The sequence below is a fragment of the Bradyrhizobium sp. 62B genome, assembly GCF_030272265.2.
GTDB lineage: Bacteria > Pseudomonadota > Alphaproteobacteria > Rhizobiales > Xanthobacteraceae > Bradyrhizobium.
This window is the reverse complement of record NZ_CP092841.2, coordinates 1403583-1418435: the sequence shown is the minus strand read 5'-3', so window position 1 is coordinate 1418435 and position 14853 is coordinate 1403583. Positions and strand designations below refer to the sequence as shown.

The following is a 14853-nucleotide window of genomic DNA, read 5'->3' as shown; positions in this document are numbered from 1 at the left end:
CGCCTTTCCCCGCAAGCGGGGGCAGAGGCGGAGAAAGAACAAACGGAGCCACGACGATGAACATCCAAGCGCCGGTTAAGGTGGACAAGGCCGAACGCATCCGTCGGGCCCGCGAGGAGGCCTATGCGACGCCGCTGTCGCAATTCCACCCCGGCGCGCCCCGGCTGTTCCAAGACGACACGCTGTGGCCGTGGTTCGAGCGGCTGCGCAAGGAAGAGCCGGTGCATTACTGCACCAACGCTCCGATCGAGCCCTATTGGTCGGTGGTGAAGTACAACGACATCATGCATGTCGACACCAATCACGGCATCTTCTCCTCGGATTCCACGCTCGGCGGCATCTCGATCCGCGACGTGCCCGAGGGTTACGACTGGCCGAGCTTCATCGCGATGGACCAGCCCAAGCACTCGTCACAGCGCAAGACGGTGTCGCCGATGTTCACGCCGACACATCTGGACGAGCTGGCGAAACTGATCCGCGAGCGCTCGCAGACCGTGCTGGACAATCTGCCGCGCAACGAGACCTTCAACTTCGTCGAGCGCGTCTCGATCGAGCTGACGACGCAGATGCTGGCAACCCTGTTCGACTTCCCCTGGGAGGAGCGGCGCAAGCTGACGCGCTGGTCGGACGTCTCGACCGCGCTGCCCAAGAGCGGCATCGTCGCCTCGGCCGAAGAGCGCCGCCGCGAGATGGACGAATGCTACGCCTACATGTCCAAGCTGTGGAACGAGCGCGTCAACTCGGCGCCGCGCAACGATCTGTTGTCGCTGATGGCCCATAACGACGCCACGCGCCACATGGACCCCGACAATCTCATGGGCAACATCATCCTGCTCATCGTCGGCGGCAACGACACCACGCGTAACACCATGACCGGCTCGGTGCTGGCGCTGAACGAGAACCCGGAGCAATACGACAAGCTCCGCGCCAATCCGGAGCTGATCGATTCCATGGTGCCGGAGGTGATCCGCTGGCAGACCCCGCTGGCGCATATGCGGCGTACCGCGCTACAGGACACCGAGATCGGCGGCAAGCAGATCAGGAAGGGCGACCGCGTCGTGATGTGGTACGTTTCGGGCAATCGTGACGATGAGATGTTCGACAGGCCGAACGAGTTCATCATCGACCGCCCCCGGCCGCGCACGCATCTTTCCTTCGGCTTCGGCATCCACCGCTGCGTCGGCATGCGCCTTGCCGAGCTGCAGCTCAAGATCGTCTGGGAGGAGATGCTGAAGCGCTTCGACCGCATCGAGGTGGTCGGCGAGCCCAAGCGGATCTATTCGAGCTTCATCAAGGGCTACGAGACGCTGCCGGTGCGGATACCGGGCTGAGCTCTCATTGCCGGTGACAGCATCTTGTTCGCTCGTGTCCCGGACGCGTCGCAGCGCGGAGCGGTGCGGCGCAGAGCCGGGACCCAGCAAGCATCGGCCTCGCAGCGACATGGGCCCCGGATCTGCAGCACGAGAGCGGTAGGTCACCGACCCAGCTATAAAATTCCGGCATGTCAGCTCGCGCCAGATGCGAAGGCAAGTCGGCGCCCGACTGTTCTACCACACGACATCTAACTCAACTTGATGTCCCATACGCCGTCCTTGCGGCAGGCGGCGACCTCCTCGCGCAGGAGGGTCGTGACGGCCAGGGACGCCGTCGAGACCGGGCGGTCGATCGGAGAAGCGAAAATGAGCTCGCGCGTCATCGGCTTCGAGACGGCCGTCGTCTCCAGCCGCCCCTCCGCGACCTCGCCATGGACCGACGAGGGCGGCAGCAGCGCAAAGCCGAGGCCTTCCTCGACGAGACTGGTGAGCACGCGGAACGAATCCGCCTCGAGCTGGACGTTGAGCTTGATCTTGCGCTGGGCGGCCGCGTGCTCGATCAGCGCGCGGAGTCCGTGGGAATGAGAGGGCAGCACCAGCCGCTGCCGCAGCAGCCAGCCGATATCGACGCTCTTCTTGCGCGCGAGGCCGCAGCCGCGCGGACCGACGGCGACGATGTTGTCGCGCCCGAGGCTCTCGACGTTGAGATGCAGATCGGCGGAACGGCCGTAGAGGATGGCAAGGTCCATCTCGCCGCGATGCAGCCATTCGACGAGATGGCCGCTGTAGCTCTCGACGATGCGCAGCGAGATGCCGGGAAATTTTTCGACGCAGCGCCGCGCAAAGCGCGCCGACAGCACGCAGCTCACGGTCGGAACGAGGCCGAGCACAACTTGCCCGGACGGCGGCCCCTGGGACGACTGGATGTCGTCGCGGATCTGGTCGATCTGCCGCACGATGCCGGAGGTGCGTGCCAGCAGCAGCCGGCCGGCTTCGGTCAGCACCATGCCGCGGCCGTTCCGGGTGAAGAGTTCGGTGCGCAGCTCGTGTTCCAGCAGCTTGATCTGCCTCGAGAGCGCGGGCTGCGCCACGCGCAACGTGTCGGACGCCTTGGACAGGCTGCCGAGCTCCGCCACGCAACTGAAGGTCCTGAGCTGCCGGAAATCCATGCTTGCCAACCCTGGAAGGCTACTTCATACGCTATAACAAATGAGCATAGGGGGCTGGCGTTGTTTTCACAACGCTGGAGGATTGACCGGCGTTATCTTAACTGCCGACCAGAACTGGAAACGCCATGAGTCAAGAACACCACACCGAAGATTACGCCGACATCCGCGACGCCGTCGCAAAGCTCTGCGCGCAGTTCCCCGGCGAATATTGGCGCAAGCTCGATCGCGAGATGGCCTACCCCAAGGCCTTCGTCGACGCATTGACCCAGGCCGGCTATCTCTCGGTGCTGATCCCCGAGGAATACGGCGGTGCGGGCCTGAAGCTGTCGGCCGCGGCGGCGATCCTGGAAGAGATCCAGCGTGCGGGCTGCAACGGCGGCGGCTGTCATGCCCAGATGTACACGATGGGCACCGTGCTCAGGCACGGCAATGCCGAGCAGAAGGCAAAATATCTGCCGAAGATCGCGAGCGGCGAATTGCGCCTGCAGGCCTTCGGCGTCACCGAGCCGACCAGTGGCACCGACACCACTTCGCTGAAGACCTTCGCGCGCAAGGAAGGCAACGACAGCTACATCGTCAACGGCCAGAAGATCTGGACCAGCCGCGCCGAGCATTCCGATTTGATGGTGCTGCTGGCACGCACCACGCCGAAGGAGCAGGCCAAGAAGCGCACCGATGGCCTGTCGGTGTTCATCGTCGACATGCGCGAGGCCAAGAACAATGGCCTCGAGATCCGCCCGATCCGCACCATGATGAATCACGCCACCACCGAAGTGTTCTTCACCGACATGAAGGTGCCGGCGGAGAATCTGATCGGCGAGGAAGGCAAGGGTTTTCGCTATATCCTCTCCGGCATGAATGCCGAGCGCATCCTGATCGCAGCCGAATGCGTCGGTGACGCCAAATGGTTTATCGCCAAGGCGACGAACTACGCCAAGGACCGCACCGTGTTCGGTCGTCCGATCGGCCAGAATCAAGGCATCCAGTTCCCGATCGCCAAGGCCTACGCCTCGATGCGCGCAGCCGAGCTGATGGTGAAGGAGGCCACGCGCAAATACGAGGCCGGGCTCGATTGCGGCGCGGAGGCCAACATGGCCAAGATGCTGGCGGCGGACGCATCCTGGGAAGCGGCGAATGCCTGCATCCAGACCCATGGCGGCTTCGGCTTTGCCGAGGAATACGACGTCGAGCGCAAATTCCGCGAGACGCGGCTCTATCAGGTCGCGCCGATCTCGACCAACCTCGTGCTGTCCTACGTCGCCGAGCATGTGCTCGGCATGCCGCGCTCATACTGAGGCCACGTCATGGGAGCACTGGACGGGATCAGGGTGATTGCGGTCGAGCAGGCGGTCGCGGCGCCGTTCTGCTCCTCACGGCTGGCGGACGCCGGCGCGGAGGTGATCAAGATCGAGCGGCCCGAGGGCGATTTCGCCCGCGGCTATGACGCGGCGGCCAAGGGCCAGAGCAGCTATTTCGTCTGGCTCAACCGCGGCAAGCAATCCGCCGTGGTCGATCTCACGACCAAGGAAGGCCGCGACGAGCTGGAAACGCTGATCGCAAATGCCGACGTGCTGATCCAGAACCTGAAGCCGGGCTCGATGGACAAGCTGGGATTCTCGCGCGAGCGGCTTTTGAAGGACTATCCGAAGCTGATCTCCTGCACCATCACCGGCTATGGCGACGAAGGCCCCTACGCGCACCGCAAGGCCTATGATCTGCTGATCCAGGCCGAGAGCGGGCTTGCCTCGATCACCGGCAACCCTGATGGCGCCTCGCGTGTCGGCATGTCGATCGTGGACGTCGCGACCGGCGCCACCGCGCATGCGGCGATCCTGGAAGCGCTGATCGCCCGCGGACGCACCGGCAAGGGCGCCGACATCCGCATCTCCATGTTCGACGTGATGGCGGACTGGTGCACTGTGCCGCTGCTCAACTCCGAGGCCGGCAACCCGCCCAAGCGCATGGGCCTGCGCCATCCCTCGATCGCACCCTATGGCGTGTTCACCTCCAGGGACGGCAAGGACATCCTGATCTCGATCCAGAGCGAGCGCGAGTGGAAGACGCTCTGCGCCAAGGTGCTCGATCAGCCCGACCTGCCCGCCGATCCCCGTGTCGCCAACATGGTCGAGCGCGTGCGTAACCGCGACTTCACGGACACGACGGTCGCAAATATCTTCGGCAAGATGACGCGCGACGAGCTCTTGAAGCGGCTGTCGGACGCCGACATCGCCTTTGCCGAGGTCAACACCATGGCCGATCTCACCAACCATCCGCATCTGCGCCGCATCGAGGTCGACACGCCGAACGGGCGCGTCAGCTATCCTGCGCCGGCGCCGATCATCGTCGGCGAGACGCGCAGCTATGGCGCCGTGCCGGCGATCGGCGAGAAGCCAACGTCCAAGAAGTAACAGAGCGAGGCGTCATGACCGAGAAGCTCGATATCGATCACTTGCGGCAATGGATCGGCCGCAGCACGGAGGCGACCGACATCGTCACCGCGCAGCTCGTCATGGGTTTGCGCGCGACGCTGTTCCAGGACGTCGGCGAACCCCGGAAGGGCGATGCCGCCCCGTTCACCGTGCATTGGTGCCTGGCCCAGCCGGTGTTTCCGATGTCGATGCTCGGGCCCGACGGCCACCCCACCCGCGGCGGCTTCCTGCCGCCGGTGCCGCTGCCGCGCCGGATGTGGGCCGGCGGCGAGATCGAGTTCCTGCAGCCGCTGCAGGTCGGCGATGAATCGACGCGGACCTCGCGTATCGCCGATGTGCAAGTGAAGACGGGCTCGACCGGCACGCTGTGCTTCGTCTCGGTCGAGCACAGCATTTCCTCGCCGCGCGGCACTGCCATCCGCGAGCGGCAGGACATCGTCTATCGCGAGATGACGAGCAACGCATCCGCGAGCGGCAAGGCTCCACCTCCGCCGCCGAAGGCGCAGCACCGCGAGACCCATGTCTCCGATCCCGTGCTGCTGTTCCGCTATTCCGCCCTGACCTTCAACGGCCATCGCATTCATTACGACCGCGACTACGTCACCAAGGTCGAGGGCTATCCGGGCCTGATCTTCCACGGACCGTTGCAGGCCGCGCTGATCATCGAGATGGCGGCAAAACTGCGCGGCGGCAAGGCGCCGAAGAAGTTCACCTATCGCGGGCTGCAGCCGCTGTTCGAGGGCAGCGAGTTCTCGGTGAATGCCAACGAGACCGAGGCTGGCATGGAGCTGTGGACTGCGAACGCGGAGGGGCAGCCGACGATGAAGGGGACGGCGGTTTGGTGATAAATACACCGTCATTCCGTGGCGATGCGAAGCATCGCGCCGGAATGACGGCTCAATAAAAGCATTCGGGGACGGAAACCATGGCCAAGAACGGCAAGACCGGCAGAAAGTCCGTCACCGTCAAGCAGGCGACGCTCGACCTGCTGCGTGCCTTCGGCATCACAAAAGTGTTCGGCAATCCCGGCTCGACCGAGCTGCCATTCCTGTCCGACTGGCCCGACGACATCGACTATGTGCTGGCGCTGCAGGAAGCGTCCGCCGTCGGCATGGCCGACGGCTACGCGCAGGCGACGCGCAATGCGGGCTTCGTCAATCTGCATTCGGCGGCCGGCGTCGGCAACGCGCTCGGCAACATCTACACCGCGCATCGCAACCAGACCCCGCTCGTGATCACCGCGGGCCAGCAGGCGCGCTCGATCCTGCCGCTGCAGGCGTTCCTCTATGCCGAGCGCGCCTCCGAGTTTCCGCGGCCTTATGTCAAATACAGCGTCGAGCCGGCGCGGCCCGAGGACGTGCCGGCCGCGATCGCACGGGCCTATTACACCGCGATGCAGCCACCGTGCGGACCGACCTTCGTGTCGATCCCGATCGACGACTGGGCGCATGCGACCGCGTCGGTGGAAGCGCGCAAGGTCAGCCGCGAGATCGGGCCCGAGCCTGACGCCATGAAGGCGCTGGTCGCGGCGCTCGCCGGCGCAAAGCACCCTGCCCTCGTCGTCGGCCCCGGCGTGGATCGCGCCGACGCTGTGGACCTGATGGTGCGCGTCGCCGAGAAGGCCAAGGCCAGCGTCTGGGTCAGCCCGTTCTCGGCGCGCTGCTCGTTCCCCGAGCGGCATCCGCAGTTCGCAGGGTTCTTGCACGCCTCGCCCGCGCAGCTCTCCGACGCGCTGCGCGAACACGATCTCGTCGTCGTGATCGGCGCGCCGGTGTTCACCTTCCATGTCGAGGGCCATGCCGCGATCTTCGACGGCGGCGCGACCATCTTCCAGATCACGGACGATGCGGATGCCGCCGCGGTGACCCCGGTCGGCACCAGCATCATCGCGACGATGAGGCCGGCGCTAGGTATGCTGCTCGAGCTGCTGCCCGAGAGCAAGCGCGCGGTACCCAAGGGCCGCACGCTGCCGCCGGCGCCGCAAGCGGCCGATCCGCTGCCGGTCGAGTTCCTGCTACACTCGCTGTCGCAGGCGATGCCGGAGGGCACGTCGGTCGTCGAGGAGGTTCCTTCGCATCGGCCGGCGATGCAAAAATTCATGCCGATGCCGGGCCAGGATTCCTTCTACACGATGGCCAGCGGCGGCCTCGGCTATTCGCTGCCCGCCGCCGTCGGCATGGCGCTCGGCAAGCCGAAGCAGCGCACGGTCTGTCTGATCGGCGACGGCTCGGCGATGTATTCGATCCAGGCGCTGTGGACCGCCGTGCAGCGCAAGCTGCCGCTCACCATTGTCGTCATCAACAATTCCGGCTACGGCGCGATGCGCTCGTTCAGCCAGGTGATGCAGGTGCGCAATGTGCCCGGGCTGGAGCTGCCGGGGATCGATTTCGTGCGGCTCGCCGAGGGCATGAACTGCCATGCCGTGCGGGTGACAAAGGCTGCGGAGCTCGGCGAAGCCCTCAATCGCGGCTTGGCGCATGAAGGGACGAGCCTCGTCGAGGTCGTCGTGGATTCGGCGGTGCCGGTGCTGTACGGGCAGAAGCATTGATGATGTCGTCGCGCTACGACGCCAGGAATCCCCCGTCCGCCGCCAGCACGTGCCCGACCACATAGGATGACGCATCCGAGGACAGCCACACCACCGCTTCCGCCACCTCCTCCGGGCTGCCCATGCGCCGTAGCGGCAATCCCGCGCTGACCGTTGCGACGTCGCCGACGCCGGCGCGCAGCATCATGTCGGTGACGACGCGGCCGGGCGCGATGGCGTTGATGCGGATGCCGCGCGGGGCGTTCTCCAGCGCGGCCGAGCGCGTCAGCGAGATCGCGGCCGCCTTCGAGGCCGAATAGAGCGAGAAGCCGGGATTGGGATTGCGCACGCCGCTGACCGAGGCATTGACCACGATGCTGCCGCGTCCCTGCGCGAGCATGACCGGCAATTGGTGGCGCAGGCACAGGAACAGCGCGCGGACATTGGTGTCGAACACGCTGTCGTAGATATCCGTGCCCTGCTCCTCCAGCGGTGCGCGGCGCTCCTGGAAGCCGGCATTGTTGAAGGCGACGTCGAGACGACCGCAACGTTCGATAGCGGTGCCGACGAGGCGTACGACCTCGTCCTCTCGGGTGATGTCGGTCCGACACGCGATTGCCTCCGCGCCAAGCTCGCGGCACGCTGCGGCGGTCGCCTCGATCTCGGCCTCGCGCCGGCCGGCGACGATGATCGCCGCGGCGCCCTCGGCGGCCATCCGCAGCGCGGTGGCGCGGCCGATCCCGCTGCCGCCGCCGGTGACCAGGCAGACCTTGCCCGTCATCCGCATCCCCGTCGGCAAGGCTCCGCTCATGGTCCACTCCAAAAACACTTGCGCGCACCGTTGCGCACATATAGTTGTATGGTACAACTATACGCCGGGAGTCAAGATGGCCGAGCTTGCGCTGATCGACGACATTCGCGCCGCCTCGCGCCTGATGGTGCGCGAGCTCGGCTTCATGGATGCGACGGTGGCGGCATCGGACTATCCGCCGTCGGCCGTGCACACCATTTTGGAGATCGGCATCCGCGGCCCCATGACCTCGGGAGAGCTCGGCGATTTCCTGCGTCTGGAGAAGTCCAGCGTCAGCCGTCTGGTGCGCAAGCTGATCGACTGCGGCGAGCTGCGCGAGACGCCGGATGAGAATGATGCCCGCAGCAAGCGGCTGTCGCTGACGACGAAAGGCCGGCGCACGCTGGAGGCGCTGCACGCCTTCGGCCGCCAGCAGGTGCGCGGCGCGCTGGCGGCGCTGACGGAGACCGAGCAGCGCAAGGTGCGCGAGGGGATGAGGCTCTATGCGCGGGCGCTGCGGGCGAGCCGGATGGAGGATGAGGCGATAGCCTAACCACCGGTGTCGTCCCCGCGAACGCGGGGACCCATGCCGCGTGATCTATCGATAAGCGGAGGTGTGTGTACCGCGGGAAGTCACACTACCAGTCTTCGCCCAACTTCTCCCTGGGGTTATGGGTCCCCGCGTTCGCGGGGACGACACCTGTTAAGGGGGCGACAGCGTGCCGGCAACTCCCCTATGCTACTTCCCGAACTCTTCCCGCATCCGGGCCTGGATCTTGGCCATGCCGCCGATCCAGCGATCGTAATTCTCGGTCTTCTTGCGCATGTAGCCGAGCACCTGGGGGTGCGGCAGGATCAGGAAGGTCTCCTGCTCGAGGCCGGCGAGCACGTCCCTGGCGACCTGCTCGGGGGTGAGATCGCCGTCGCCGGATTGCGGGCCCTTCGGGATCGAGCGCAGCATGTTGGTGTCGACGCCCTGCGGGCAGAGGATCGAGACCTTGATGTTGTCAGCCTTGTGCGAGATCGCGAGATTCTCGGCAAAGCCGACCGCGGCGTGCTTGGTCGTCGAATAAGCGGGGCTGCCGACCTGCGACAACAGGCCCGCGGCCGAGATGGTGTTGAGGAAATAGCCGCCGCCGCGCGCCTTCATGCGCGGGATCAGATGGCGCGCCGCGTAGACGTGGGCCATGACGTGGATCGCCCAGCTGCGCTGCCACGGCTCGTCGGAGGCGCCGCCGGCATTGACCGACATCGGATCGAAGCCGCCGCCGATGCCGGCGTTCGAACAAAACAGATCAATGGGCCCGAACTGCCGCTCGGTCTCCTCGATGACGTGCGCAATGTCCTTTTCCTGCGCGACATCGCATTTGAAGGCCGCGCCATCCACCATGGCTGCGACCGCCCGCGCATTGGCGGCGTCCATGTCCGCGACGACGACCTTGGCCGCGCCCGCATTGTAAAACGCCTCGCACAGCGCCTTGCCGATGCCGTTTGCGCCGCCCGTGACGACCACGACCTTGCCGGTCACCTGCATGCGACGTCTCCTCTCGTCTTATACCGCTTGAGACCGCGGCCGCTTATTCCGCGGCGCGGAGCCTGCTCAGCTCAACACGAGGTCGAGCACCGCGGTATAATGGCACGCCGCGCCGGCCAAGACAAAGCCGTGCCAGATCGCATTTTGGAAGCGCAGCCGCCGCCAGGCGTGGAAGATCACGCCAAAACTGTAGAGCAGCCCGCCAGCCAGGATGAGGCCCAGCACCACCGCGGGCAACGCCTGGACCACGGCGTCGTAGAGCATCACGCCGCTCCAACCCATTGCAAGGTAAATGCCGACCGAGACGCGGTCGAACCGGCCGGGATAGAACAGCTTCAGCACGATGCCTGTGATGGCGACGCACCAGACGCCGGCGAGCAGCACCAGCGCGAACCCGCTGTCCTTCACCTCCAGGATGAACGGCGTGTAGGTCGCCGCGATCAACAAATAGATCGCGGAATGATCGAACCGCCGCAGCAGCCATTTGGCCGGCGACACCGGCCAGAGATTATAGGTCGCCGACAGCACCAGCATCGAGAGCAGGCCGGCGACGTAGATCGAGACACCGACGATGTCGGTCGCATCGGCGTAGATCGCCGTCAGCACCACCAGCACCGTCGCGGCAATGAGGCCGGAGAGCACGCCGATCGCATGAATGATGCCGTCGGCAATGAGCTCGGCGCGGTCGTAGTGCCAGCCGATCACGTCGGCCGCGGCGTGGACAGAATTGGACGCAAGCTGTTTCAGTTGGAAGACGGTCATGGCAATCCGCAAAATGAGGTAATGCCCTCTTCTATGGGTGTTTCGGGACCGGCGCGTCGTTCAAACGGCTGATTTTCCGATAAAGACGGTGGAAGTATGGAGCTTGATTTTCCTCACGCAATTGCCACTTTTGTGATCGGTCTCACACATTTCCGCCCGCCCACGGTCCTTCAACGTTCACATGGCATTCAGTTTCCAGGATATGGTCGAAGAAGCGCGCTTGTCCGCGCAGGCGCTAATCGACTATGGCGAGCACTTCTTCAACCCGACGGTGCGGCTCGGGGTGACCGGCCTGTCGCGCGCCGGCAAGACCGTGTTCATCACTGCGCTGATCCACGGCCTCACACGCGGCGGCCGGTTTCCGGTGTTCGAGGCCTATGCCTCGGGCCGGATCGCGCGAGCGCATCTGGCGCCGCAGCCCGACGATGCCGTGCCGCGCTTTGCCTATGAGAGCCATCTGCGCGCACTGGTCGAGGAACGGCGCTGGCCGAACTCGACCGTCGACATCAGCGAGCTCCGCCTCGTCATCGACTATCAGCGCCCGAACGGCGCCGACCGCACGCTGACGCTCGACATCGTCGACTATCCCGGCGAATGGCTACTCGACCTGCCGCTGCTGCAGAAGAGTTTCGAGCAATGGTCGGCGGAAAGTCTTGCGCTGTCGCGCGAGGCGCCGCGCGCGCATCTTGCGGGCGAATGGCACGCGCATCTCGCAACGCTCAAGCCCGACGCGCGCGAGGACGAGCAGGCGACGCTCACCGCGGCGAAGCTGTTCACCGATTATCTGCGCGCCTGCCGCGACGAGCGCTTCGCGATGAGCCTGTTGCCGCCCGGCCGCTTCCTGATGCCCGGCAATCTCGCAGGCTCCCCGGCGCTGACCTTTGCACCGCTCGACGTGCCCATCGGCAGGCAGGCTGGCGAGGGATCGCTGTGGGCGATGATGGTGCGCCGCTTCGAGGCCTACAAGGACGTCGTGGTGCGGCCGTTCTTCCGCGATCATTTTGCCCGGCTCGATCGCCAGATCGTGCTGGCAGACGCGCTGTCCGCGTTCAACTCCGGTCCCGAGGCGCTGCATGATCTCGAAGCCGCGCTCGCCGGCATTCTCGATTGCTTCAACATCGGCCGCAGCACGATCCTCTCCAGCCTGTTCCGGCCGCGCATCGACCGCATCCTGTTCGCGGCGACCAAGGCGGACCATCTGCATCATTCCAGCCACGACCGGCTGGAGGCGGTGCTGCGCCGCGCCGTCTCGGGCGCCGTCGCGCGCGCGGAGACGACCGGCGCTTCCATCGACGTGGTGGCGCTGGCCGCCGTGCGCGCCACGCGAGAGGCGCAGGTCGCGCGCGGCCGCGACAAACTACCGTCGATCCTGGGAACGCCGGCCGCGGGTGAAAGTGCCGGCGGCGAGTTCTTCGACGGCAATACGGAAGTGGCGACCTTTCCAGGCGACTTGCCTCTGGATCCCGAACCGCTGTTCAACGGCCGTGATGCGTTCCGCGGCCTCTCCACCGAGACTGCCGGCAAGAGCGATTTCCGCTTCCTGCGCTTCCGTCCGCCAAGGCTCGAGCCCGAGGGACATAGCGAGCCCGCGCTGCCACACATCCGCCTCGACCGCGCCTTGCAGTTCCTGATCGGAGACAAGCTCGCATGAACGACCGATCCCCGCCGCGGCGGCCGGCGACGTTCCGGCTCGACGATCCCGGCGTCGTCGTCACCGAAGCCGACGAGACCAGCCGGCTCGGCCGCGCCACCATCCAGATCACGCCGGAGCACGATCCGCAGGCGCTGCCCGTGCCGATCGCGGCCGCGCTGCCGGCGCGGCGTGGCTTTCCCTGGGGCACGCTGTTCTGGTCTGGACTTGCCGGTCTGACGCTGCTCGGCACCGGACTGGGCGTAGTCCATCTGGTCGAGGATCTGTTCGCCCGCAGCGAGACGCTTGGCTTCGTCGGCCTCGCCTTCGCCTCCGTCACCGCGCTGGCGCTGGCCGTCGTGATCGGGCGCGAGGCGTTCGGGCTCGCGCGCCTTGCAACGATCGAGAAGCTGCATGCGCGCGCAGCGGCCGTGCTTGCCAACGACGACCGCAAGGAGAGCCGCGTCATCGTGCAGGATCTGCTCAAGATCGCGCACCAGAACCCGCAGCTGGCGCGCGCCCGCGCCACGCTTGAGAGCCACACCGGCGAGATCATCGACGGCGCGGACATGATCCGGCTCGCCGAGCGCGAGCTGATGTCGCCGCTGGATGCAGAGGCGCGGCGTCTGGTGTCGTCTGCCGCGCAGAAAGTTTCGATCGTCACCGCCGTGAGCCCGCGTGCGGCGATCGACGTGCTGTTCGTGTTCGTCGCCGCGCTGCGACTGATCCGCCAGCTCGCCTATCTCTACGGCGGCCGTCCCGGCGCGCTCGGCATGATCCGCCTGCTGCGCCACGTCATCGCCCATCTCGCCATCACCGGCGGCATGGCCGCGAGCGACAGCCTGGTGCAGCAGATGCTCGGCCATGGCATCGCGGCGAAGCTGTCGCAGCGGCTCGGCGAAGGCGTGCTGAATGGATTGCTGACGGCGCGGCTGGGGCTGGCCGCGATCGACGTCACGAGGCCGCTACCGTTTGCGGCGCTGCCGCCGCCAAAGCTGTCGGATCTGGCGAGCGATCTGCTGCGGAAGAAGGATGGGGAGGAGTAGCATCTCGCCACGCGCTCGCTGTCCCCTTTCCCCTTGTGGGAGAAGGGAAAGCGGAGTGTGCCGCTCTATCCGAGCGAACGCTCTTCAAACTCGCCCGCCAGCACCTTCCACTGAAACAGCGGCGAGTCCTTTGGTGGTGACAAGTCCGGGGTCCAGCCGGAAAGCTTTTCAATCGCGTAGGTGTCCATCACGAGGCCGCGCCAGCACCGTTCGACCTTACCGAGCTGTTCGCGTTTCGCCGGGATGTTCTCCCACAGCGACGACCGGTTGTCCGGCTCACGGCCGACATAGATGCCGGCGTGCCCCCTGATCCTGTCCATGCCGGGATCGGCAAAGTCCTGGAAGCGGCCGCGCTCGTTGATCTCGACGACGGGCACGCGCCCCCTGAACAGCCAGCGCATCATGGCATAGGTGCGATAATCCGTGGTGGCGATCCAGGTCGCGCCGGTTTCGTTGAGCGCCGCCTGCGCGCGCGCGGCGACCTGCTCATAGCCGGCCTCAGCGCCAATCGGATCCATCTTGCCGAGCAAATTCCAGGGCGCAACGACATAATAAAGGAACACGATGACGACGAAGGCGATGCCGGTGGTGACGGCCGTCCTCGCCCAGAACAGCGACGATCTCAGCATGCGGGCCGACCAATCCTCCTTCAACATCATTGCGAGGTTCCCGGCGGCAGCGGCGAAGCCGACCGGCCACATGAACATCGGCCAGGTATCGCCGACCCGCAGCGTGGTCGACTTGAAGAGGAAATAGAGGAATGGCACCAGCACCGCCGTCGACAGCAGGATCGCGGCCGGCTCGCGCGTGCGAGCGCCTCGCCACGCCGTCAGCACCAGTCCGGTCAGCACCACCGGCAGCATGACGAAACCGACCAGGCCGAATTGCAGGCCGATGTAGTCGCCAATCGTCCGCAGAGAGATTCCGTAATTGGCGGTGGCGCGCACGCCCTGGAAACGGAACGAGGCCCAATCGTGCTGCACGTTCCAGACCAGCACGGGCGAGAACACCAGGATTGCGACCAGCACGGCGAGATATGGATACGGACTGCGCAACCAGCGCCAGCGCCAATCCGGTACCAGCAGAAAGGCGGCAACCGCCGGCGCGAACATGATCGCCGTGAATTTCGACAGCATCGAGAGGCCGGCGAACAGGCCGGCCGCCAACCACCAGCGTCCGTCGCCGCTCTGCGCCAGCCGTACCAGCGACCACATCATCGCCACCGCGAAGGGGATCATTGCGACATCGGGCGCGACCTTGGCCATCAGCAGGCCGTAATAGAGCGCGGCCTCCGGCATCAGCACCGCGAGCACGATCGCGCGCACATCGTCGGTAAGGCGGCGGACGATGTCGGCCAGCAGCAGCTGCGTCAGCAGCATCGCGACGATCCCGCCGAAGCGGACCCCAAGCGGCGTGTCGCCGAAGATCGCGGTGCCGAAGCGGATCAGCCAGGCAATGCCCGGGGGGTGATCGAGGAAGCTGAGCGCGCCCTCCTTGGACCAGGTCCAGTAATAGGCTTCGTCGGTGCGCAACTCGAGCGCGGAGGCGTAGACGACACGCAGCAGCGTCATCGCGGCGATGACGAGCACGGCCGTCAGGATGAGACGGCGGTCGGAGCCGCCGGGCTTCACGGAGATATCGGGAGCGATCGTC

General features: G+C 65.8%; 13 protein-coding genes. 8 read left to right on the top strand and 5 right to left on the bottom strand.

Annotated features, from left to right (window positions below):
* Positions 1-56: 56 nt before the first annotated feature.
* Positions 57-1331 (top strand): cytochrome P450, encoded by a 1275-nt coding sequence (locus ML401_RS06770; protein ID WP_285810841.1) that lies wholly within the window; start codon positions 57-59, stop codon positions 1329-1331.
* A 230-nt stretch (positions 1332-1561) separates the two neighbouring features.
* Here ML401_RS06770 and ML401_RS06765 read toward each other — a convergent pair whose 3' ends face one another.
* Entirely contained in the window at positions 1562-2482 is a 921-nt protein-coding gene (locus tag ML401_RS06765; protein WP_211418353.1) for a LysR substrate-binding domain-containing protein, read from the bottom strand.
* Between the two features lie 125 nt (positions 2483-2607).
* On the opposite strand from ML401_RS06765, the gene ML401_RS06760 reads away from it, so the two are divergent.
* From ML401_RS06760 to mdlC, 4 genes are all read left to right on the top strand, one after another.
* Positions 2608-3777 (top strand): acyl-CoA dehydrogenase family protein, encoded by a 1170-nt coding sequence (locus ML401_RS06760; RefSeq protein WP_259216357.1) that lies wholly within the window; start codon positions 2608-2610, stop codon positions 3775-3777.
* Between the two features lie 9 nt (positions 3778-3786).
* The gene (locus tag ML401_RS06755) at positions 3787-4890 is read left to right on the top strand and encodes a CaiB/BaiF CoA-transferase family protein (RefSeq protein ID WP_211418355.1); all 1104 of its coding nucleotides are present in this window, start codon (positions 3787-3789) and stop codon (positions 4888-4890) included.
* A gap of 14 nt (positions 4891-4904) precedes the next feature.
* The gene (locus tag ML401_RS06750; RefSeq protein ID WP_285810839.1) at positions 4905-5756 is read left to right on the top strand and encodes a MaoC family dehydratase N-terminal domain-containing protein; all 852 of its coding nucleotides are present in this window, start codon (positions 4905-4907) and stop codon (positions 5754-5756) included.
* A gap of 80 nt (positions 5757-5836) precedes the next feature.
* Positions 5837-7459: a benzoylformate decarboxylase gene (gene mdlC, locus ML401_RS06745; protein WP_285810838.1), complete on the top strand. Its 1623-nt coding sequence runs from the start codon at positions 5837-5839 to the stop codon at positions 7457-7459.
* 13 nt (positions 7460-7472) lie between these two features.
* On the opposite strand, the gene ML401_RS06740 is transcribed toward mdlC, so the two are convergent.
* Positions 7473-8249, bottom strand: coding sequence for an SDR family NAD(P)-dependent oxidoreductase (locus ML401_RS06740; protein WP_285810832.1), 777 nt, complete (start codon positions 8247-8249; stop codon positions 7473-7475).
* Between the two features lie 76 nt (positions 8250-8325).
* Between ML401_RS06740 and ML401_RS06735 the strand changes: the two genes are divergently transcribed.
* The gene (locus tag ML401_RS06735; RefSeq protein ID WP_285810830.1) at positions 8326-8781 is read left to right on the top strand and encodes a MarR family winged helix-turn-helix transcriptional regulator; all 456 of its coding nucleotides are present in this window, start codon (positions 8326-8328) and stop codon (positions 8779-8781) included.
* A gap of 186 nt (positions 8782-8967) precedes the next feature.
* On the opposite strand, the gene ML401_RS06730 is transcribed toward ML401_RS06735, so the two are convergent.
* Both ML401_RS06730 and ML401_RS06725 read right to left on the bottom strand, forming a co-directional pair.
* The gene (locus tag ML401_RS06730; RefSeq protein WP_285810828.1) at positions 8968-9762 is read right to left on the bottom strand and encodes an SDR family oxidoreductase; all 795 of its coding nucleotides are present in this window, start codon (positions 9760-9762) and stop codon (positions 8968-8970) included.
* Positions 9763-9828: 66 nt separating this feature from the next.
* Positions 9829-10524 carry a hemolysin III family protein gene (locus ML401_RS06725; RefSeq protein ID WP_211418361.1) on the bottom strand — a complete coding sequence of 232 codons (696 nt, stop codon included), beginning with the start codon at positions 10522-10524 and terminating at the stop codon, positions 9829-9831.
* A 181-nt stretch (positions 10525-10705) separates the two neighbouring features.
* Between ML401_RS06725 and ML401_RS06720 the strand changes: the two genes are divergently transcribed.
* Both ML401_RS06720 and ML401_RS06715 read left to right on the top strand, forming a co-directional pair.
* On the top strand, positions 10706-12175 hold the full coding sequence (locus ML401_RS06720; protein ID WP_211418362.1) for a YcjX family protein: 1470 nt from the start codon (positions 10706-10708) through the stop codon (positions 12173-12175).
* Complete coding sequence (locus tag ML401_RS06715) at positions 12172-13200, top strand: YcjF family protein (RefSeq protein WP_211418363.1); 1029 nt, start codon at positions 12172-12174, stop codon at positions 13198-13200. Before ML401_RS06720 ends, ML401_RS06715 begins: the two co-directional genes overlap by 4 nt.
* Positions 13201-13265: 65 nt before the next feature.
* Here ML401_RS06715 and ML401_RS06710 read toward each other — a convergent pair whose 3' ends face one another.
* A complete protein-coding gene (locus tag ML401_RS06710) occupies positions 13266-14771 on the bottom strand; it encodes a glycosyltransferase family 39 protein (RefSeq protein ID WP_249157200.1) in 1506 nt (501 codons plus the stop codon).
* Between the last annotated feature and the right edge of the window lie 82 nt (positions 14772-14853).